This is a genomic window from Tepidiphilus sp. HLB4, assembly GCF_054823945.1.
Genome location: NZ_JSYB01000011.1, coordinates 1 through 21,692, shown reverse-complemented (window position 1 = coordinate 21,692; position 21,692 = coordinate 1). Strand labels below are relative to the sequence as shown.

The window sequence follows — 21,692 nt, the reverse complement described above, 5'->3', positions numbered from 1 at the left end:
CGGCTATTATCGGGTCTTTCTTCCTGGCTGACAATCTCCCGCGATGAGCCCTTCATTCGAGCGCCTGGGCGCGATATGCCAAGCACTGGAAAACGTGCTGTTAGGGAAAGGGACGACGGTGCGCCTGGCGCTCGCCGGGCTGCTCGCCGGCGGACACCTGCTCCTCGAAGACCTGCCCGGCATCGGCAAGACGACCTTGGCGCAGGCCCTCGCCCGGGTCTTCGGGCTCGATTTCGGGCGCGTCCAGGGCACGAACGACCTCCTGCCCTCCGACTTGCTAGGACTGTCGGTCTACGACGAGGCGCGGCGCGAACTGCGTTTCGTGCCCGGGCCTATCTTCCACCAGGTGCTGCTCGCCGACGAGCTCAACCGCGCCTCCCCCAAGACGCAGAGCGCCCTGCTCGAGGCCATGGCCGAGCGCCAGGTCACCGTCGACGGCACCTCGCACCCCCTGCCCGAGCCGTTCTGCGTGATCGCCACGCAGAACCCCCTCGAACAGGTGGGCACTTACCCCCTGCCGGAGAGCGAACTCGATCGTTTCCTGCTGCGCCTGGAGATCGGCTATCCGCCGCCCCAGGTGGAGAAACGGCTGCTCGCCGGCGAAGGAGGTACTGCCGCACTGTCGGCCCTGCGCCCGTTGGCAGACCCCAAGGAGCTGCGCGTCTGGCAAGCCGAGGTGCGTTCCCTGGCAGCGCGCGAGGCGCTCCTCGACTACGTGCTCGCGCTCGTGCAGGAGACCCGCACGCATCCCGGCGTGCGGCTCGGCCTGAGCCCGCGCGGCGGGCTTGCCCTGCTCGCTGCGGCTCGCGCCCACGCCTTCCTCGCCGGCCGGGAGTTCGTGCTGCCGGAAGACGTGCAGGCCGTGTTCGTCGCCGCCACCGCGCACCGCCTGGTGCTACACCGCGGCGGAGCGCGCGAGGATGCCAAGGAGACGGCGGCCCGCATCCTCTCCACGGTGCCGGTGCCGTGACCGGACGCGCCGTCCCGAGCTGGAGAAAGCGACTCGAACGCTGGCAGCGCCGCCGCGCCGCCACGCCCGGGGGCACGTTCACCGTCACGAACCGTACCCTCTACATTCTTCCCACCGCCGCCGGGGCCGGTTACGCCCTCACTCTGCTCGTGCTCTGGCTGCTCGCCATCAACTACTCGCTCTCTCTCGGCCACGCCCTCGTCTTCTGGCTCGCCGCCGTGGCGGTCATGGCGATCCCGGCCACGGCCGCCAGCCTGCGCGGCGTGGCGATCGACGTCGGTGAGCCCGAAGCGGTCTTCGCCGGAGAGCGCCTGCGCTGGCCGGTGATGCTGCGCTCCGAGGTGGCGCGTTTCCGCCCGCTAGAGCTCACGGCGCCGGAAGCGCACGCCTTCGCCTGGCTCACCCCCACCGAGGGGTCCGTTCGCGTCTTCCTCGAGCAGGACACCGAACGGCGCGGCCTCGTACGTCTCGGGCGCCTCGTCGTCGCCACACGCCACCCCTTCGGCTGGTTTCGCGCCTGGACGGTGCTCTGGCCCACGACGAGCGCATGGGTCTATCCCCGGCCCGAGCCCGACGCTCCCCCCTGGCCCGCAACCGCATCCTTGGCCGAGGAGGCGGGCGCGATGTCCGCGGGGGTCCGGCCGGGAGAGGAGGACTTCGCCGATCTTCGCCCCTGGCGGGCCGGCGAACCGCTGCGGCGCGTGCTCTGGAAGATCGTCGCCCGCGGTGGGCCGCGCATGCTGCCCCGGCGTGAAGGGCCAGCCGCCGGCACCGTGCTCCTGCGCTGGAACGACACCGCGGGCGCGGGCAACGTGGAAGCGCGCCTCTCGCGCCTGTGCGCCTGGGTACTCGGTGCCCATCGCCAGGGTCTGGCCTTTGGCGTGGAATTGCCCGACGGCCTCATGCCTCCGGATCGGGGCGAATCCCATCTGCACGCCGTGCTGCGCCGCCTCGCCCTCTTCCCCCCGGAGGCGGCATGAACGCGACGGCGCCGATCGCACCGCTGCTGCGCGGACTGAAGCTGCTGACAGGGCCCCTTGCCGGCACGGCCGCCGCGCCGCTCGCCCTCGCACTCATGCTGGCCCTGGGAAGCCAGTTCAACGAATTTCCCCTCGGCATCCAGGCCGGTATCGCCGTCCTCGCCGTCGTCTGGTTCCTGCGCCGCCGCCAAGAGACCGGACCGCTCACCGGCTGGCGTCTGTGGCTGGCAGGTCTTGCCTGCGCACTCGGCGTACGCTGGCAGTACGGCTACTGGTTCGGTCAGGAACCGGGCGTTGCCCTCGTCGCCCTGCTGGTGTGGCTGAAATGGCTCGAAACGCGTAGCGAACGGGATGAGCGCATGGTCGCCGCGCTCGCCCTCTTCCTCCTCACGGCAGTCTTTTTGCGCGGACAGACGCCGCTGCACGCGCTGGCGGTGTTCGCTGGGGCCGGACTCGTGCTGCTTGCCTGCGCTCGGCTCACGCTCTCCTCCTTCCAGAGGCTGCCGACCGACCAGCCGGCGCGCGACGCCGCTCGAACGATGGCCTGGGCGATTCCGCTCGCGCTGCTCCTCTTCGTGCTGGTGCCGCGCGTCCCCGGGCCGCTGTGGGGGCTGCCCGCCGATGCCCGCGCCGGCAAAACGGGCTTGTCGGAGACGCTGGAAGCAGGCAGCATCGCCCAACTCGCCCGCTCCGACGAGATCGCCTTCGTCGTCGAAGTCCAGGAAGGGGAACTACCTGCCGCACGCTACTGGCGCGGCCCGGTGCTCGAAGTCTACGACGGCCGCAGCTGGAAGCCTTCCCCCTGGCGCGCGCCGAACCCTGCGCTCGAAGCCACGCAGGGGCCGGCCCAGGTACGCTACCGCAGCCTGCAGGAGCCGTCCGACCTGCCATGGATATTTACCCTGGAGCGTACCCACGCCCTGAGCGGCGCGGTGGAAGTAGAGCGCACTTCGACCGGATCCTGGCGCGCCCGCCGGCCGCTGCTGCAGCGCACGCGCTTCACGGGCGAGGCGCGCTTCGGCGAGCCGCTGCCCGAGGCCTTGACGTCGACCGCGATCCGCGCCTTGACCTTCCTGCCGCCGCAGGCGAATCCCCGCACCCGCGAAGCGGGCGAAGCCATCGCCCGGGAATACCTCCAACCCGAAGCCCGGCTGGAAGCCATCGCCGACTTCTTCCGCAAACGGCAGCTGCGCTATACCCTGACGCCACCGCCGGTGGCGCGCGACAGCGCCGATGCCGTCCTCTTCGACACCCACGCAGGCTTCTGCGAGCACTTCGCCGACGCCTTCGCCGTGATGGCCCGCGCCGCGGGGATTCCTGCCCGCATCGTGCTCGGCTACCTCGGCGGCGAGCGCAATCCGGCCAACGGCACCTGGATCATCCGCCAGGCGGATGCGCACTCCTGGGTGGAAGTCTGGCTCGCGCCTCACGGCTGGGTGCGCGTCGATCCGACCACCTTTGCCCAACCCGAGCGCGCCGAGCGGGGCCTGGGGGAAGTGCTGCTCGAACGCGAGGGGTTGCCGCTACTCTTGCGCCCCGAATGGCGCTGGGCCTGGCGCCTGCGTGCCCAGCTCGAAGCCTGGGAATACGGCTGGAACGTGTGGGTGGCGGGGTTCGATGCCGAGCGCCAGCATCGCCTGTGGCGCAGTCTGGGCTGGAGGCCGGACCGCGCCCTCGGCTGGGCGCTCGCCGCCACGGGAATGGCGCTCGCGCTCGCGGCCCTGCTCGCCTGGTGGCTGCAACGGCCACCGACATCGCGCGACCCCCTGGAGCGGCAGTGGCACCGCTTCTGTCGCCTGATGGCGCGCCGCGGCCTGGCGCGCGCCCCGGCCGAGGGACCGCTCGATTACGGCAGGCGGCTGATGCGGCACTTTCCCCAGGCGAGCGGAGAAATCGAGGCCCTGCTTCGCCCCTATCTCCAAGCGCGCTACGGCGGCGGTCTGGCAACGGAGGAAGCCGCCGCGGCGATGCGGCGCGCCCTACACCAGCTGCGCCGCCGCCTGCGTCAGGAAAAAAGCGCCTGACCGTCGAGCCCCGATTCGCGCGCCATGTGGCGCAGCCGGCGCAGCGATTCGAGCTGGATCTGGCGCACCCGCTCGCGGGTGAGCCCCATCTCGTCGGAGAGATCTTCTAGCGTCTGCGGCAGGATGCCGCGCAAGCCGTAGCGATGCACGACGACGAAACGATGTTTCGGCGGCAAGGCATCGAGCCAGCGCTGCACCAGCGCTTCGAGCTCGGCGTTGTAGATCTGCTCTTCCGGGCTGAGGCTGGACTCGTCGGCCACCAGCTCGACGAGCGAGCGCGCCGTATCGCGGTCGATCTGCGCATCGAGCGAAGCCGTGGGTTCCAGCAACGCGAGCAGTTCGTGCACTTCCTCGACGGGACGTCCGAGGCGCTCGGCGAGCGACTGGGGCGTCTCGCCGCCGTTTTCCGTGGCCTCCGCCCGGCGCGCGTGATAGAGCCGGTTGATGCGCTTCATCACGTGGATCGGCAGGCGGATCGTGCGACCCTGGTTCATGATCGCCCGCTCGATGTTCTGCCGGATCCACCAGGTGGCGTAGGTAGAAAAACGGAAACCGCGGGAAGGATCGAACTTCTCGAGCGCGTGGATCAGCCCCAGATTGCCCTCCTCGATCAGATCGAGAAAAGGCAGCCCGCGGTGCTGGTAGTGCTTGGCGATGCTCACCACCAGGCGCAAGTTGCGCTCGATCATGGTGCGGCGCGCCTGCTCGTCCCCTTCCTTGGCCAGTTGCGCCAGCCGCCGCTCCTCCTCGGCCGAGAGCAAAGGAAAGCTGCCGATTTCATTGAGGTAGCGCTGCGTGACGTCCGAGAAGAGCTCGTCGTCGACGGCTGATTCTTCGTCGAACGCGGCGATCTCCGGCGGTACCTCCTCGGCCTCGTCCTCGCTGTCCCACCACGTCGCTTCCCCGTCGGCAGAAATCGCTTCGATCGCGGTGAAGTCTTTCTCCTCCATGGCGCATCGCCTCCTCAGCGTGGGGGTAAGAGTTTGAGCGGATCGATGGCCTGGCCGGCCTTGCGGATCTGGAAATGCAGTTTGGGTTGTTTTATGTCCTTGCCGGTCTGGCCCACGGCCGCGATCACCTCGCCGCGCTTGACCTGCTGGCCTTCCTTGACGAGGACCTTGCTGTTGTGGGCATACACCGAGACGTAATCGTTGGGATGCTGGATGATGACGATGAGCCCGTAGCCCTCGATCCCTTCGCCGGTATAGGAGACCGTGCCATCGAGGGCCGCGCGCACCGGATCGCCCACCTTGCCGCCGATGTCGATTCCTTTGACGGTGGTGCCATTGAAGCGGGTGAGGATCGGTCCATCGGCCGGCCACTGCCAGCCCTCGCTCGCAGCGCCCGGCGCTTGTTCCTCCGCTTTCGGGGCGACGGGTGCGGGAACCGCCTCCGCCCCCGTGCGCCCCCCTTTGGGTGAGGTGACCACGGGCGCCGCGCTCACCGTTTCGGGCCCGCCTTCGACCGGCACCGGCACCACCTGCACCCCCGTCCCCGGGCTCGCCGCCACCGAGGTTCCCTCGCGGATCTTCAGACGCTGACCGACGACGATGCGGTTCGGATCGGAGAGCTGGTTGAGGGAGATCAGCTCCGCCGTCGTCACGCCGTATTGCCGGGCGATGCCGCGCAAAGTCTCGCCTGGTTGAACGACGTGATAGACCGTCTCGGTGGCCGCCTCCGGCGCCTTCGCGGCCGGAGCCGACGCACTCGACGGGCTTGCCGTGGAGCGATCGGCCACAGGCGCTTTGACCGCGCTCGAACAGCCGGCCAGAGCCACCGTCCATCCCAAGAGGAACGCCACGCGGCGGTTCCACGCTTTCGTCATCTCACGGCTCCTTCGGCATTCATTCAACCCACTCCACCCAGCAAGGGCACGAAACGCACCGGGTCGTGCTCCGCGATCACGAGCCCGGCAGAGGTTCGATCGACTACCCGCAGCGTTTGCGCCGCATCGCCCACCGGCATCACCAAGCGCCCGCCCTCGGCGAGCTGCTCGATGAGCGGCGTAGGAACGACGGGCGCGGCCGCGGCGATGATGATCGAGTCGAACGGCGCCACTTCCGGCAGGCCCAGCATACCATCGCCGTGTTTCAGGCGCACGTGCGCCAAGCGAAACGGGCGAAGGTTTTCCCGCGCGAGTTCGAAGAGCGCGCGGATGCGCTCGATGCCATAGACTTCCGGTGCGAGCTGCGCGAGCAGCGCCGTCTGATACCCGCAACCCACGCCCACTTCCAGCGTGCGCCCCGCCTCGCGCCCGGCGAGCAGCAGCTCGAGCATGCGCGCCACCACATAGGGCTGGGAAATCGTCTGCTGAAAGCCGATCGGCAGGGCGATGTCGTCGTAGGCGCGCAGCTGCAGGCCTTCCTCGACGAAATGGTGACGCGGCACGCGGCGCATCGCCTCCAGCACCCGCTCGTCGCGGATGCCTTCATGGCGCAGCTTCTCGAGCAGGCGCTCGAGCGCGCGCGCCGAGATCGTATCGAGGCGTGCCGGCGCCGTGCTCATGGCGCCCCCGTCTCCTGCAGCCAGCGCTCGACCTCCAGCAGCAGCTCGTAGTGCGTCAAATCCATCTGCAGGGGAGTGATCGAGACGTAGCCTTCGGCCACGGCGTGGAAATCCGTTCCCTCGCCGGCCTCGGCGGCCTTGCCCGCCGGACCGATCCAGTAGACCGTCTCACCGCGCGGGTTCTGCGCCGGAATCACCGCCTCGGCCTTGTGCCGCCGCCCCAGCCGCGTCACCCGATACCCCTTCAGTTGCGGCAGTGGCAGATCGGGGATATTGACATTGAGCAGCACCGCCCGCTGCGACAGCGGTCGGGACATGAGCCGTTCGACCAAGCGGCGTGTGACATAGGCCGCGGTGGAGAAATCCTGCGGCGACTTGCTCACCAGCGACACCGCCAGCGACGGCACCCCCAGCAGATAGCCTTCGGTCGCCGCCGCCACCGTACCGGAATAGACGGTGTCGTCGCCCATGTTGGCGCCGATGTTGATGCCCGAGATGACCATGTCCGGCTGCAGGTCGAGCATGCCGGTCACCGCGAGGTGCACGCAGTCGCTCGGCGTGCCATTGACGAAATAAAACCCGTTGGGCGCGCGCCGCACGATGAGCGGACGATCGAGCGTGAGGGAATTGCTCGCCCCGCTGCGGTCGCGCTCGGGCGCCACCACCGTCACCTCGCCCAGGGTGCGCAGGGCATGCGCGAGCGCCTCGAGGCCGGGAGAGAAATAACCGTCGTCGTTGCTGAGCAGGAAACGCATGGATCGTTCGCGGGCTATCGTTCGTGTGTCGATATTACCACAGCGGCACCACACGTTTCATGCACCCTCCGCGATCCATTCCAAAACGGTATCGGCCATCGCCCGGCGTACCGCTTCCGCTTCCCCCAGCGCAGGAAGGACCTCGATCGAGACGTCCGGGTGCGCCGAGCGCACGCAGGCAAGCAGCTGCGGCAGGTCCTCGCGCAGATGACCGCCGACGGCGATGAACACCGGCACCAGCGCCACGCGCCGATGGCCGCGCGCAAGCGCCGCCTCCACCGCCTCCGGCAGGCTCGGAGAAAGGAACTCGAGGAACGCCGGCTGCACGTACGCCTCGGGCAGGGTCTGCCGCAGCCGTTGTGCCAAGGCAAGCACCGGTTCCGCCCACCGGGGATCGCGCGCCCCATGCGCGAAGAGGATCACCGCCGGGGCCGTATTCATCTCCCCTCCTGCAGCAAGCGGGCGACCACCCGCTCGGCGGCGATCAGGCCCATGGCGGCGGTCATCATCATGCTCGAGCCGTAGCCGGCGCAGGCAAGCCCCGCGCGGGCATCGCATTGGGCATCGCGGCGCATCGGCTCGGAAGAGAATACCGCCGGCACGCCGAAGCGCTCCCGGCCGCGGGGAAAGCCGTACTCCCGGCGCAACAGGGCCCGCGTCTTCGCCAGCAGCGGATCTTGCAGCGTCTGCGTGAGATCGGCCACCTCGATCCGCGCCGGATCGCGCTTGCCGCCGGCCGCGCCCGTCATCACGAGGAAAATTCCCTGCGCCCGGCACTGCGCAGCCAGCGCCGCCTTGGCGCGCACCCCATCCACGGCGTCGATCACCGCGTCCATGCCGGCGATGAGCGCGGCGCAATTCTCCGGCGTGAGAAAATCGTCGATCGGCTCGCACGACAGCAGGGGATTGACGTCGGCCAAGCGCTCCGTCATCACTTCCACCTTGGCGCGCCCCAGCGTCGAAGAGAGCGCATGCACCTGCCGGTTGCAGTTCGATTCCGCCACCACGTCGAGGTCGATGAGGCGCAAGCCCCCCACGCCACTGCGTGCGAGCGCTTCGGCCGCCCAGGAACCGACTCCGCCCACCCCGACCACCGCCACCTTGCAGCGCTGCAGTCGGGCAAGCACCCCCCGGCCATAGAGACGCTCGATGCCGCCGAAACGCCGCTCGAGATCGACGGCCTCGCTCATCCGGCGTTTGCCCGTTTCTGCCGGTCGAGCCACACTCCCAAGCCTTGGGCATTGAGCTCCATGTCCATGCGCAGGAACTCGGTGAGCGCCTCTCCGCGCAACGGCCAGCCTTGCCGCTCCGCTTCCTCCTGCATCAAGGCATCGAGCCCGCCGAGGATTTCCAGATGCCGCGTCACCCCCTCACCGCGCGCCGCCCGGGCCACCTCCACGTAGGCGTCGATCAAGCGATGCAGATCCGCAGCCAAGCGCTCCAGTTCGCGCACCCGGCCGAAGTGCGTCAAATACGCCGCCGTCGGCCCAGCGGCGAGAATGCGCTCGATCGAAGCGTGCAGTGCTTCCGGCTCGAACTCGCTGGGGGTGGTCGTCGGGATCACCGAAGCCCGCCCCGCCACGTCGAGCTCACGGTACGAAATGCCAAAAGTATCCCCCGTGAACACCGCCCCCGCCGCCGGATCATGGATCACGACGTGGTGGCGCGCATGTCCCGGCGAGTGCCAGATCGTCAGGGGACGAGTGCCGAGATGGAAGGTTTGCCCGTCCTCCACGGCGATCACCCGTTCGGGCGGCACCGGCACGAGATGCCCGTACATCGCGTACGTTTCGGCTTCGCCATAGACGGCGGCGGCCGCCTGCCACAAGCGCGACGGATCGATCATGTGGCGTGCCCCGCGCGGATGCACCACCAGTCGGGCGTTGGGCAAGGCCGCCATGAGATGCCCCGTTCCGCCGGCATGATCCAGATGCACGTGCGTGAGCAGGACGTAGTCCACCGCCTGGGGAGGAACGTGGCTTGCCGCCAGCGCCTCCAGCACCCGCGGCACCGAGGCATTCACCCCCGTATCGACCACCGCTGCCCGCCCGTCCTGCACGATCAAGTGCACCGCCGCCAAACCCGGGCGAAGATAGCCCGTATCGACGGTGAGCACCCCGTCCTCGTGTGCGATCACATAGTCCACCGTTGCCCCCTCTCGCCAGGCAGGTTCAGCCCTGCAGCCTCATGGTAGCAAAAGACCATGGCCGCCACCGTCGCCGAGCTCGCCGATCCAGCGCATCGATTCCGCGATTCGTACGATTCGTCAAACGCAAATCCCGGTGCGGGTTTTTGCTTCACCGGGACGATCGGGACCAGAAGCAGCCCCCTCTTCCTAGAACGGTTACTCACACCAAATATGTGTAAACATCGTGTGTAATATATTGTTTCTAAATGTCTCCACAAGACCTCCTCAGTACACAAAATGCCGTTAATGTAAATAAGTATGACTTTGATGCGTTGATGTTAACAGTTTAAACATTACTTTCGCCCAATTTGGGCAACTTTGCTTAGCAGCTCGTATTTCGGAGACCGAACAGTTCGGGCGCTCTACCGCCCACCCTATAAGAGCAGCCTGTAATGCCTCTTGTCCGCATCAGACGACTTGAGGATTCGGTACTCCATCCCGCTGGCCACCGCGATCTGCTGGGCGAAGTCCTTCTTAGCCTGCACCACGGCATCCTCGATCTGGTTGTCGGCCTTTACCTCGACGATCACGTACTTCAGGCTGCCATCCGGCTCTTCGCGCTGGAAGATGAAGTCGGGGTAGTAGCTGCGCACGGTGCGCGAATCGGGGTCGATGTACTGGATGAAGAAGTCTGACTGGCCGTGGGTCAGCATCCCGGTGAAGTAGATCTTCTTCACCCGCTGCTCGCGCAGGAGGTCCCAGAACAGCCAGTTCTCCGAGCCGGAGTCGAAGCAGTAGGTGTCGAGGTGGAAGCTCTTGGCGCGCTCTTCGTCCTTGATCTGCGGGTCGTGCATCCGGACGATCTTGTCCTTCGCCGCCGACACCTCGTAGTAGCCGTTCGGGGGCATCTTGATCAGCTCGACCTCGTGTTCTTCGGTCTGTTGCGACTCGTCAAGGTCGTAGAGCTGGCGGAACAGGCGCGGGATGATCTCGTCGTAGAGCAGCTCGTTGAACTCATTGGTGATGGCCACGAGCTCGTCGGCACCTTCCTTGGTCGCGTCGAGTAGATCCTCGATCTCCAAAGGGCTGCGATTGAGATAGCGTGACACCTCGGCCACCAGCGATAGCCGCGAGAACACCCGCTTTTCCCGGCGCGCCGTCAGATCGAAGGTGCGACTTGCAGAAGCGCGCGCCGCGTCGGCGGCGGTCAGGCCGTCCTGCTGGGTTTCGATGAGGCGGTACTTCTCGACCAACTCCCCCCACTTCTGCGGGTCAGCGCGTTCGGGCATCAACGCTTGCCCGGTCACCAACTGCTTCTCGCGCATCTGGTACTGCTTACGCACGCGAACCAGCTTGATCTTGACCGGCGGCTCCACCACACGCACTTCCACGCGCACCTTATCCTTGCCGGTCTTTTGCAGCTCGTCGGCGCTGATGCGGAAGTTCTGCTGCAGCTCGTCGTTCAGGGTGTTGAGGTTGGCGTCTGAGAGGAAGACGTGGCCGGTGTGCTGGGCCTGGCCGATGGCGCGTAGGCAGCGCATCGTGGCCTGCAAGACAAACACCTTGGACTTGGGCTCGCGGAACAGTCCTACACCGAACAGGGAGCGGCAGTTCCAGCCTTCTCGGCCCTTGTTGACCAACAGGATGAACTGCTTTTCCGATCCTTCGGTGTCCAGGCGGTTGAACTCGCGGATGTCGTCGTTGGTGGTGAGCTTGTCGTCGCCCACGTTGACCAGGATGCGCGAGGTCGGAATGCCGTGCTTGAGCAGCGCACGCTCCACCGCTGGGCGCAGTTCGCCGGTCAGCTCGTCGATGGTGGCTGCAAAGAAGGCCAGCTTGGGAAGCAGCCCTTCCGGTCGCAAGTCACCCGTTTCCCTCAGGAAGGTTTCGATGGCGATGTCGACAAACTCGTCGGAGCGGGTGTTGGCGTAGCCGTGCAGCGTCACCTTCTTCAGAAAGCCTTTGTCGATGGCTTCCTTCAGGCCGTAGGCGTAGACCACTTCCGGCAACACCTCGCGCCCCACGTAGGGCGTGCCGGTGTAGTTGTAGCAGGCCACCACCCGCGTGCCCGCCGCGTTCAGGCTGGCGGCGAGGATGTCGATGGTGGTGCGCAGGCTGGTGTCGGTTTCCTTGGTGCCCAGGCCCATGTCCTTGGCCAGCGCCTTGCCGAAGGCGTGGTGCGCCTCGTCCACGTAGATACCCAGCTGCTCCAAGCGACGCAGTTTCTCAAAGCGCTGGTTGGTGGTCAGCTCGCCTTCCTCTTCCGGCTGGTCGAAGTTGTAGAGGTCGGCGGCTTCGGCATAGACACCGGTGGCGGCCAGGGTTTCGCCGGTCGCGCCGAACAGCTTGTCGACGGAGGTCTTTTCCTTGCGCTGGCGCTTGAGGATGATCTTCTGCGTGTTGGAGACGATGATGTTGAAGCGCGAGCGATCCAGCGTGTCGAGTGAGGTGCCCGCCTCCTCGAGGTAGTGGAAGCGCAGGTGGGTGGTGAGGAAGTTGACGTACTCCGGCGGCACCACGCGGGTCAGGTCGAACGACTCGATCTCCTTCAGCGACTGCAGCACGGTCTTGTCCGGGGCGAACACCAGCGCGTTGTGGCAGTAGCGCGGATCTTTCTCGAACTTGTTGCCCAGCAGGAACTCGTAGAAGATGCAGGTGGCCATGAGGATGGTTTTGCCCGTCCCCATCGTCAGCGCGAAGATGTAGTTCGGGTAGGCGCGCGAGTTCTTGCGCATCTTCTCGAACAGCCGCTTGTACGAATCCAGTTCCAGCTCGTCCGTTTCGCCGAACTGGAACATCTCCTGACCGGCGGTGCCGAGGAAGGAGCCGAACTTGCGGCCCTCGAACTTGCCGCTGCGCTCGTACCACGCCTTGAAGATCTCCTCGACCTTGGCGTTGTCGAGGAACTCCTTGAGAAAAACGTAGGTTTCCAGCGCCTCGAACTGCGGCTGGCGCAGGAAGGCCTTGGGGTTCTTTTCCGGGTTGTTGAAGTCGAGGAACTTGCGCGTCAGCTCCTTGTAGTGCGAGCGGATCGCCCCTCGGTTGTCTTGGTAGAACTGCCACAAAAAGCGAAAGAAGGCGAAGTCCAGCGACGCGCCGGACGATCCAGCCTTGGCCGAGGTAGATTTGCGTTTAGTCGCCATGGGACACGCTCCCTTCCCAGGACTCCGACAGCAGGTCGGTGATCTTGACGCGGATGGTGCCCGCATCCTCCGGCACCTTGTAGGTGCCCTTGACCATCTCGTTTTTGCCGGGGATGTCCACCACGGCCGGCTGCAGCACCGCGCCGTCGTAGTTCCAGTCGATCAGCACCGACTCGACCAGCTCCTTCCAGTCCTCGACCGACTCCTTCTGCAAGGAGAGCTTTTGCAGCAGGTTCATCGGGTAGAAGCGCTCGATGACCAGCTCGCCGTTCTTCACCACGACCTTGGCCTCGGAGTCGCGCTTGAACTCCAGATTGGCCTTGTCGCGCAGAATGTCCACCACCTCGACGTCGATCTTGAAGGGCTTGGCGGCCAGTTCCAGTTGCGCCGCCAGGTCTGGCTCGTGGCCCATGCAGACGAGGGTGATCTTCTCGACGGGCCGGTTCGGGCTCTCGTTCTGCTTGCGCTCCCAGGCCTTGTAGTCGAAGCCCGCAATCAACTCGTTCAGATCCGCCCGCGTAGCAATGCGGTTGACAGGCATGATTTTGATCATGCGCCCGTCCTTCTCGCCATCGAATACGGTGCTGAACTCCAGCTTCTGCACCTCCAGCGCCTCCAGCAACAGCTCCTTGGCTTGCACCGGGTTGCGGAAGATGTCGTAGTGGTTGACGTTGTAAACCTCGAAGCCAGTGTAGTACTTCGTGTCGGGGTCGAGCTGCTTCTGGCGCAATTCCTCAGCCACCTTGATCAGCCGCTTGGTGGTCGTCTGGATCGCGCCGAGGTTGATGTCTGCGCCGATGAAGCGGCGGCCAAGCTTCATGGCGACGGCTTGTGTGGTCCCCGAGCCCATGAAGCAGTCAAAAACTAGGCTTCCAGCATCACTCGCCGCACAAACGATTCTTTCTAGCAACATTTCGGGTTTCTGTGTCGGAAAACCCGTATATTCCGGCGATATCGGGGAGCCAGCATTTTGAGCGCCAATATCTACCCAAACATCTGTTACAAGTTTTCCATCATCAGCATATGTTACATAATCTCGTCCGTTAACGGTCTGTACTCGGAAGCGCCTGCCTTGTTCGTCTCGATTTTTATAGTGAGTCTCTAGTGTACTGTCATCATACGGGACGCGCAGTATTTTCTGAAATAGATCCTTTGTAAAGAAATGGTTAGTACTTTTCGCATACCACAGTATAGTATCGTGCTTCCGCGGGAAAAATTTGCTTGGATTTCCACCTGCGCCATAGCCCCAGATTATTTCATTCAAAAAGCGATCTGATCCAAAAATCTCATCGAGAATACATCGCAGGTGATGAATCTTGTGCCAGTCGGCGTGCAAAAAAATGCTCCCTCTGTCTGAAAGCAGCTCTCTCATAAGAGTTATTCTTTCGAACATGAACTGCAAATACTCGTCGTTAGACCACATATCTGAGTATTGCTTCTCCTCAAAAGAGTTTTGGTCTGCTGCGGCTTCAGCCCCTTTTCTTCGAATAACCTTTTTGTAATCTGCTTTCGAATCAAATGGTGGGTCGATGTAAATCAGATCAACCTTGCCCCTGAACTCCTTTAGCAAGTGGCTCATCACCTGAAGGTTGTCGCCCCAGTAAATCTTGTTGCGCCAGCCGTCCACCTCTTCGCCGTGAACCTCTTTCAACTGCGCCGGGTAATACTGCGTCGAGGTGAACGGGCGCTTGCCGCGCCAGTTGAGCATCGGGTAGCCCTTGATTGGCTCGAACTCGTACTTTTCGACGTGGGTGGTGCCACCATCGGGCGTGGCCAGTTGCAGGGACTCCTGCGCAGGGGTGTTCTTGCTCATTGGTCGTTTTTCCTGAATTTCCAGTTCTTGTTGTCGCAGTAGGCGCGCATGTCGCAGTTCTGGCACAGCTTGGCCGGGCGTGCGGCCATCCGATAGTCCTGCCGCTCGATGCGCGCCACGATGTCGTCGAACCGCGCGATGGTTTTGCCGATGGCGCGGTCGTCCTTGGTGAAGGAGACGTAAGGATTGCCGCCGTCCTCGCCGGTGTAGTACAGATGCATCCGGCTGACCTTCTGGCCGGTGCGCTCTTCCACCAGGTGGGCGTACACCTCCAGCTGGTGCTGGTACTGGCGCAGCCGCTCCCGGTCCTTCTCCATGTCGGGCTTCTTCTCCGACTTGAAGTCGATGATCTCGACCGTGTCGTTCTCGCCCCGGATCAGGTCGACGCTGCCCTTGAGGATGTACTGATCCTTGACCAGCGAAATCTCGACCTCGGCTTCCTTGATGCGATCCCAGTTGCCGTTCTCGCGCTCGTAGTAGCGCAGCACGTGCAGTAGCGCCGCCTGCTGTGAGGAGGGCGCGAGGTAGACGCGCTCTTTCTTGGAAAGCATCGCGTAGTTGGCCGAGAACCAGCCCCGGATGGCGTCCAGGGTGATGGTGTGCTCTTCGCCGCGCAGGACGGTCTTGTGGATGTCCTCGATGGTCTGGTGCACCAGAGTACCGAAGAGCATCGGGCTCTCGCGGATGGGCGCGAACTCCAGCTCCTTGAAAAAACGGTACTGCTCGGCGCAGTTCTCGAACACCGTGATGTGCGAGGTGAACGAGTACTCGCGCTTGAGGTTGATCTGTTTGACGGCCTCGAAGGTCAGCGCCGACAGATCGATGTCACGCCAGCTGGGCAGCTCGTAGAACAAGCGCTCGAAATACTTCGATGGCGACTTGCCCAGGCCACGGCCATTGCGCTCCTGCGCGGCCAGCACTAGCAGGTTCTGGGCGCGGGAGAAGGCGGTATAGAACAGCCGCCGGAAATCGAAGTGCTTAATGTGCTCCAGCGGCTCGAAGCGGGGTTTCGACAAGTACCCGCCATCTTCCAGCAGCTCGTCGAGCGCGGCGTGCTGCTTGCGCGGCACCGCCTCCAGCGAGCCGCACACCACCACCGGGAACTCCAGCCCCTTGGACTGGTGGATGGTCAGGAACGAGACGCAACCCTTGGGCGCGTACTCGGCCTCGTCCTCGTACTCGCCGATGCCGCCCTCCTGCAGGAAGCGCAGGAACTGGTTGAACAGGTCACGGAGGTTCTTTTCCAGGAAGTCCGGGTTGAGCACGCTGACGTAGTGCAGGTACTCGAACTTGGTGAGCAGCTTGGAGAAAGTGCCAAGATTGCGCGCGGCGCGGCCCTTGTCCACGCCCTGCATCGCCTCTTCCGAGAGGAAGCGCGAGAACAGCGGGAACTGCAGCAGTTGGTAGAACAGACCCGAGAAGGCGTAGTCGGTGTTCTGCGCAAGCACGGCGTGGCGCTTGGCCAGCGGGCGGGCCCAATCCAGCAGGGGCTTGTTTTCCGGCTTGCGCAGCTCGTCCGTGAAGGGCTTGAAGCAGTGGTGGTCGTAGTAGTCCCAGATGTCCAGATGCACGCCTTCGGCCCACGCCCGCACCTTGGGGAACTGCGGGAACAGGAAGATCAGCGCGCCGATCATCAGGCGGATCTCCTCGCGCTCGAAAAACATGTTCGAGCGGGGGGAGAACACGGGCACACCCTGCGCTTCGAGGAAGCGCGCGAGCGCCACCACCTTGTCGTTCTTCACCGAGCGGAACAGGAAGGCGACCTGGTTCCAGTCCGCCAGCTTGCCGGACGCTTTCAGGCCCTTGAGGAAGGCCAGCACCTCGGCGTGCCAGTTGGTGGTGTCGTCCTTGTCGTCACTGGCCGCCAACCGCACCACCGTCGGCACGTCGGGGAAGACGTCGTCGCGTGGGACGATCTGCTTGGCGAAACGGAAGACGCGCGTTCCGTCGTCCCATGCCTGCTCTTTCATCCACTCGTTGTAGAAGCGGATGATGTCCGGGTGCGAGCGATAGTTGACGGTCAACTTGACCTGCTTGCACTGGCCGTCGTCGAACAGCGCAGGGAACTCCAGGATGTTGCGGATGGTGGCCCCGCGAAAGCGATACAAGCCCTGGTCGTCGTCGCCCACCACGCACAGATTGCGGCGCTCGCCGGCGAGCAGCAGGAGGATGCGCTCCTGAATGGTGTTGGTGTCCTGGTACTCGTCCACCATCAGGTAGGTGAGCTTGTCGCGCAGCTGCGCCAGAACCTCGGGGCGCTTTTCCAGCAGTTGCAGGGCCTCGTACTGGATGCCGGAGAAGTCCAGCGCGTTGTGCTCGTGCAGCAGCTCCTGGTACTTGGCAAAGCACGCCGCCAGCGCACGGATCTCCGGCTCTGGGGCCGCTGCCAACGTGGTGGCGTCGAGCGCCTCTTCGCTGACCTTGTTGACCCACTTGAGCAGGTTCTCCGACTGTGCCCAGCGGCCCGTCTGGTCGTCGCCCATGATGAGCTGGGCGTCGGGCAGCTCGCGGAAGTCCTTGATGTGCTGGTAGAGGAAGTACTGCTGGTCGAACTGGTCGAACAGCGTGAAGCTGCGCTTGAGGCGGGTGAACTCGCGGAAGTCCTCCAGCAGCCGCAGGCAGATGGAGTGGAACGTGCCCAGGTACATCTCGTTCAGGTTGAACTTGATACCCAGATCGCTCAGCCGATTGGAGATGCGGGTCGTCAGCTCGCGCGCGGCCTTGTCCGTGAAGGTGACGACGAAGAGCGACTCGGGCGCGACGCCCTTGTGCGTGATCAGGTAGACGATCCGCTCGACGAGCGTGAAGGTCTTCCCCGACCCGGGGCCCGCGATGATGAGCACCGGGCCATCGGTAGCGAGGATGGCCTCGAGCTGCTGTGGGTTGGCCTTGGATTGGAGAGCGGCTGCGTTGTTGGTCATTTTTTGGCCACCTCTCAAGATCTTGTCCTCATATGCTACATCTTGCTTCTTGCCTTCACCTCTCCATGAGACAAAGTCTGCCCTCTATTCACGGCCGGCAGCGGCTGGCTCAAAAAGTCCTTGTCGAGTCCGCGCGTGTGAGCGTTGTAAGCCCATACGACAAACTGCTCCAGCAAGCGCTGATTCTCATATTCCAAACGTTTGTTTTCAGCCTCTAGCCTGGCAATACGCGCCATGGCATCGGCGAGCGGCCCTGATCCTGGGTGAGCATCATCTCCGCTTGCTCCTCTCAGCGATGCCTTTCTGAGTGCATAGGCTGCCCTAATACGCTCATGCTTATACAAGGCCTGCCTAGTGTACCTACAATGGAGCCTGAGCAAAATTGCGTCGATTAATGCTTCCCAAGTCAACTTTCCGCTCCAGCCATCGAGAATCCTGACGATCTGCTCAATTGCCTCATCAGTAAGGTTCTTACCCCTGCGAGTCTTGGTTTTTCTACTCCGGCTAACCATTTTAAGTCCCCTCTCAACTATTTGGCGGCACCAGTAGGCAAACGAGCCCGCCCATCATCCCGCCGTAACAAACGGTCGCTGCCTGCCTGTTCGATACGGCCCAGCATCTTAGGGGGCGCCAACTGGATCATCGCACCGCCCGGCACATTGGGATCGTCCATAATCGCGCACAGCTGCGACAAACGTTCGACTGTCGAACGATGGTGGTCAAGCCAGCGGTCGCTCCCTGAGTAACCTTCGTGGGTTGCTGCCTCGGCTTTGTTCATCAATTCTCTGGCCTCATCGAGGCGCCGGCGCAGCACGGCCTCTTTCTCTGCATCGCCTTTCACGCACACCAGTTCCTGACAATGAATACAGTCCATGTGCAGCTGACAGGGTGAGGCCGTGTAATCGTGAATGCAGTAGCCAAGATCAGTTGTATGTGCGGTCGGCACTACCAGCCGAGCAAACTCGTCCCTGCGGATCAAAACCTTTTTTGGAAGCTCTGCCAGTGGGCCGAACATATCATCGCCTCCGACAGCATCGCGTATTTTCTGGAGCATCTGATCTGGAGTTACGTGGTCGTATGCTTCGTTCTGCCTGACATCTCGGCGACCCGACCACTTTGCAATATCCAGCTGACTGAGCCCACCGGCCTGTGCAAGGGTATTCAGGTAATGCCGGAACTGATGGGTGGTAACCTTGATTGGGCTACCGTCAGGTTCCGTAAAGCCAAATTTGCTGAAAATCGACTGGTAACCAAATGTCGCGCGGCTGCCCAGGCGCGAATTTATTTGGTTGATGCCAACCGGCTCGATCATGCACCGATACGTACCACGCTGTACTCCAAGCTCGTTACGCCGCACTACGAACAACGCCTCGCTGTACTTCAGACCAGTTGCCTGGTCAAGGATAGGGAACCCACTGGGCAGCATGCCGAGCACAGCAGACTCCACATCTGCGAACCTGGCGTAGATTCCTCTCCCCTCGCGCTGTTCAGTCTTGACGCCCACCGCCTTGCACCAAGTGTTTGCTGATGATTTGTCACCGAACCCGATGATCTCTGCAATATCCGCCATCGACAACCATTCCTGACCACGCATGTGCGCCACATCGGCGGCCAGGTAAATCCGATCTGGATTCTGCTCATACCACTTGGCAATACGCCGTGCCTCTTCGGTCACGGCTCGTATTTTCCGTAATGCTTCCTCCACAACGGACGCCATGGAGGGCACCAACCACTTGACCATTGGCTTGGCGCCCTTTGCTGGCCACCAGCGTAGACCATAGGCTTCCTCTTTTCCTTTTCTGCGCTCGCGAACTTCGCAAGCTTCAGGAAGGGTAAGAACCTCGCTGATGCGGTCTGGTGCGGCCAGCAGGATCGCAGCAATCGAGATCGTAATCACGTCGGATGGCTCGGTAACCAGTCTAAATATGCGGGGTAGCGCGTCTAATGCCGCTTGAGAAGGCAACTTTTTTACGCGCCGCTCATCGAATTCCTTGCCAACCCGTATGGCACTATTGGGGCGCCCAATGGGATTGCACCAGCGAAGAGGAATGGCAGTGAGGCGGTTCTCGGACATAAACCTGGCCACCATTTCAATCTGTTGACCTACCCGATAGGCTGCTCCATTGCTGAAATGTTCGACGACTATCTGGGCGGCACGGTTGAGCATATGCGAATCGATGTGGACGGGATCTGGGCTCGTCCCTTTCTCTGATAAAGCCGCTTCAATGGCTCGAAGCGCAGCCATTCTGTTGTAAACCGTCTTGGTTGGGCGCATCCCGTACATGTACCGGAAGTAGGCCTTCGCGAAAGACAGAAAAGGCTCCTGCATCATGCTTGGAGCCTTGTTACCAACAGTAGCCATGTTCGAGAAGTTGATGCACACCCGCTTGTTGGGCTGTCCCTTAAGCGTCACAGAATCACTCAAGTCCCACACATTGCTTTCAAATGGGAAATCTGCCCCAAAGATCATGAGGTTGCGGCGGCACATGTCGATAAAACCGCGCAGGTTTGCAGCAGCATCGAGCTCAGCCTTCGGCGTGAACAGGACGATGTTACTCATTGGCCATTTCCTTGCGCCTCTCCTCGCATAGTCTTACCACTTCGGCGACGGCCAGGATGGTTCGGTCATTCACCGAAGCAATGCGCAAATCGGTTTGTGATGCAAGACGCTCACGCTCGGCAATCAAGTAATCGAGTACAGCCTCGTGAGGACCATCCAGCCACGGCTGGAAACTTACACACGTGTAACAGGCAATCGGTGCCAAGAAGCCGCAGAAGCCATGTTTGCCGCAACTCCCCATAGGTTTCATTGAGGGGTCGAATCTTGGATCACAGATCCGGCTGGAAGGGTCGCCAGCTCGTGTCGCCTTGGATTCATCGTCAATGATGACTCCCGCAAAGGCCTGGGCCATCGGTGCCAGATGCATAGCCATCGCCCGATCGATACGCTCCACGATCTCTGGCCGCGCCTCGATGTAGACCCCAACGTTTTGGGTATCCGTATGGTCCAACAATTCGGCAATGATCAGCTCGCCGTGGCCCTCCATGGCGGCTCTCGTGGCTACAGTGCGACGGAAACGCGTGGCGGTGATATGGAGAGGCTGCCCCGTACGCTCTGACATTACCCTCAGTTTATTGAGGGTTCTTTCCAGGGAATCGGCGAGTGATTGTGAAGTCCGATGGAACTCAAACCCTTTTGGCACGCGGGCGCGAGCCTGTTTTGCAGGAAACAAAGGCGCGTACGATGCGTCAGGTAGTCGACCATGAAACGCTGCACGGATCTCATTGGCGTGCTGCACCAACAGTTCCCCGATTTTGGGGGTGAGAAGACGGTCTTTGAATTCTGTCCGCGATAGCTTGTTACGCTGCTTAGCACGTGGGACACGCAGCGTATAAATGGACGTACCATCTTGGGCAGTCGTCACCGCAACGTCACACACTTTCAATGCAGCATACTGCACTGCACGTTGCCCAAGCAGCATAAACAAGTAGGCCAGCAAATAAGCCTCGCGGTCTATCCCGCCCTCTGCATAGGCCCTGTCCAGAGCAGCCTGAATGGACTGCAACTCAATGTCGGTATAAGGACCATGCATCGGATCATGCGTCAGCACCGCTTCGCCCTTGCGATTACCCTTGGTGCGCAACTGCCTCAGCAGCATAATGGCATCATCAGTTACTCCTGGGTATCCGAGACCGTGCCATTTCTTTAACAGGCCGGCGAGGCTGCCAAAGTACCAAGACGTAGCGTCGGTGAGTGTGGCCCTGTAGTTAATGAGGTCAGCAGCTGTTATTTCGGTTAACGGTGCGACACGCTTGCCTTCAATAAAACGAAGAAAGTGCGCTAATCGCATAAACATATTTACCAGGTGCGGCTGAGACATGTTCTCCGCATACCAAAGCAATGTAAGCTTTGCGGACTTTATGAAATCCCTTCCCACCCCTCGCAAACTAGAGAAATCTAGGCTTGTGTTGTATGTGCTCTCCCCATAGGCCCACCTATCCGCGCGCGGGTCGAACTCGATACCGGATCGAGTCCTCGCCAGCACAGGCAATTCGGTAGCAGCATGCCAACCAGCGGGTACCTTCGCCAGCTTATTCATCGCCCTTTTCCTCCGCCCACGAGCTTCTCTTGCAGTCCGAGAGAAATCTCTTTGGCCTTATTGCGCACATAGCGGCGGGTATAAACTGCAGCCGTATCTGATGTAGGTGACCAGCCCATCAAATAGCTGCGTATCTGACGCTCGTTCTCGGGCGCCACACCTTTCCTTTCCATCTCCCTTGAAAAAACATCGTTCCAGGTATGTCGCAAAACATGTGCAGACAATTCTTTGGGCAATGACGGACACCTCTCGCGCAACTCTTTAAACAATTTCCCAACGGCTGACAAGGTCATGGGTTGCCCTGTGCGGCTTGCAACGAATAGGTGTCAGGTCCCGGACGATTGCATTGATCC

16 protein-coding genes are annotated in these 21,692 nt (G+C 62.6%); 3 read left to right on the top strand and 13 right to left on the bottom strand.

Annotation, left to right across the window (positions count from 1 at the left end):
* Nucleotides 1-43 precede the first annotated feature (43 nt).
* The 3 genes from OA56_RS02980 to OA56_RS02970 are packed head-to-tail and all read left to right on the top strand — an operon-like array spanning nucleotide 44 to nucleotide 3,974.
* Nucleotides 44-970 (top strand): AAA family ATPase, encoded by a 927-nt coding sequence (locus OA56_RS02980; protein ID WP_461583362.1) that lies wholly within the window; start codon nucleotides 44-46, stop codon nucleotides 968-970.
* The gene (locus OA56_RS02975) at nucleotides 967-1,950 is read left to right on the top strand and encodes a DUF58 domain-containing protein (protein WP_055422841.1); all 984 of its coding nucleotides are present in this window, start codon (nucleotides 967-969) and stop codon (nucleotides 1,948-1,950) included. The genes OA56_RS02980 and OA56_RS02975 overlap by 4 nt, the downstream gene beginning before the upstream one ends.
* Nucleotides 1,947-3,974: a transglutaminase TgpA family protein gene (locus tag OA56_RS02970; RefSeq protein WP_461583361.1), complete on the top strand. Its 2,028-nt coding sequence runs from the start codon at nucleotides 1,947-1,949 to the stop codon at nucleotides 3,972-3,974. The genes OA56_RS02975 and OA56_RS02970 overlap by 4 nt, the downstream gene beginning before the upstream one ends.
* Here OA56_RS02970 and rpoS read toward each other — a convergent pair.
* From rpoS to OA56_RS02905, 13 genes are all read right to left on the bottom strand, one after another.
* Nucleotides 3,956-4,924 (bottom strand): RNA polymerase sigma factor RpoS, encoded by a 969-nt coding sequence (gene rpoS / locus OA56_RS02965; protein ID WP_461583360.1) that lies wholly within the window; start codon nucleotides 4,922-4,924, stop codon nucleotides 3,956-3,958. The genes OA56_RS02970 and rpoS overlap by 19 nt on opposite strands.
* Before the next feature lie 14 nt (nucleotides 4,925-4,938).
* The gene (locus OA56_RS02960) at nucleotides 4,939-5,799 is read right to left on the bottom strand and encodes a M23 family metallopeptidase (protein ID WP_141056232.1); all 861 of its coding nucleotides are present in this window, start codon (nucleotides 5,797-5,799) and stop codon (nucleotides 4,939-4,941) included.
* Between the two features lie 23 nt (nucleotides 5,800-5,822).
* Complete coding sequence (locus OA56_RS02955) at nucleotides 5,823-6,479, bottom strand: protein-L-isoaspartate(D-aspartate) O-methyltransferase (protein ID WP_461583359.1); 657 nt, start codon at nucleotides 6,477-6,479, stop codon at nucleotides 5,823-5,825.
* Complete coding sequence (gene surE, locus OA56_RS02950; protein WP_461583358.1) at nucleotides 6,476-7,234, bottom strand: 5'/3'-nucleotidase SurE; 759 nt, start codon at nucleotides 7,232-7,234, stop codon at nucleotides 6,476-6,478. Before surE ends, OA56_RS02955 begins: the two co-directional genes overlap by 4 nt.
* A 57-nt stretch (nucleotides 7,235-7,291) precedes the next feature.
* A complete protein-coding gene (locus tag OA56_RS02945) occupies nucleotides 7,292-7,675 on the bottom strand; it encodes a sirohydrochlorin chelatase (RefSeq protein ID WP_141056233.1) in 384 nt (127 codons plus the stop codon).
* Nucleotides 7,672-8,424, bottom strand: coding sequence for a tRNA threonylcarbamoyladenosine dehydratase (locus tag OA56_RS02940; protein WP_461583357.1), 753 nt, complete (start codon nucleotides 8,422-8,424; stop codon nucleotides 7,672-7,674). The genes OA56_RS02945 and OA56_RS02940 overlap by 4 nt, the downstream gene beginning before the upstream one ends.
* Nucleotides 8,421-9,380, bottom strand: a complete 960-nt coding sequence (locus OA56_RS02935; RefSeq protein WP_055422848.1) for an MBL fold metallo-hydrolase — start codon at nucleotides 9,378-9,380, stop codon at nucleotides 8,421-8,423. The genes OA56_RS02940 and OA56_RS02935 overlap by 4 nt, the downstream gene beginning before the upstream one ends.
* 416 nt (nucleotides 9,381-9,796) lie before the next feature.
* Nucleotides 9,797-12,505, bottom strand: a complete 2,709-nt coding sequence (locus tag OA56_RS02930) for a TnsA endonuclease N-terminal domain-containing protein (RefSeq protein WP_461583356.1) — start codon at nucleotides 12,503-12,505, stop codon at nucleotides 9,797-9,799.
* On the bottom strand, nucleotides 12,495-14,318 hold the full coding sequence (locus tag OA56_RS02925) for a site-specific DNA-methyltransferase (RefSeq protein ID WP_461583355.1): 1,824 nt from the start codon (nucleotides 14,316-14,318) through the stop codon (nucleotides 12,495-12,497). The genes OA56_RS02930 and OA56_RS02925 overlap by 11 nt, the downstream gene beginning before the upstream one ends.
* Nucleotides 14,315-17,239, bottom strand: coding sequence for an ATP-dependent helicase (locus tag OA56_RS02920; RefSeq protein ID WP_461583354.1), 2,925 nt, complete (start codon nucleotides 17,237-17,239; stop codon nucleotides 14,315-14,317). The genes OA56_RS02925 and OA56_RS02920 overlap by 4 nt, the downstream gene beginning before the upstream one ends.
* Before the next feature lie 529 nt (nucleotides 17,240-17,768).
* The gene (locus OA56_RS02915) at nucleotides 17,769-19,799 is read right to left on the bottom strand and encodes an integrase (protein ID WP_461583353.1); all 2,031 of its coding nucleotides are present in this window, start codon (nucleotides 19,797-19,799) and stop codon (nucleotides 17,769-17,771) included.
* Complete coding sequence (locus tag OA56_RS02910) at nucleotides 19,792-21,339, bottom strand: site-specific integrase (RefSeq protein WP_461583352.1); 1,548 nt, start codon at nucleotides 21,337-21,339, stop codon at nucleotides 19,792-19,794. The genes OA56_RS02915 and OA56_RS02910 overlap by 8 nt, the downstream gene beginning before the upstream one ends.
* Nucleotides 21,336-21,632, bottom strand: a complete 297-nt coding sequence (locus OA56_RS02905; RefSeq protein WP_461583351.1) for a hypothetical protein — start codon at nucleotides 21,630-21,632, stop codon at nucleotides 21,336-21,338. Before OA56_RS02905 ends, OA56_RS02910 begins: the two co-directional genes overlap by 4 nt.
* Between the last annotated feature and the right edge of the window lie 60 nt (nucleotides 21,633-21,692).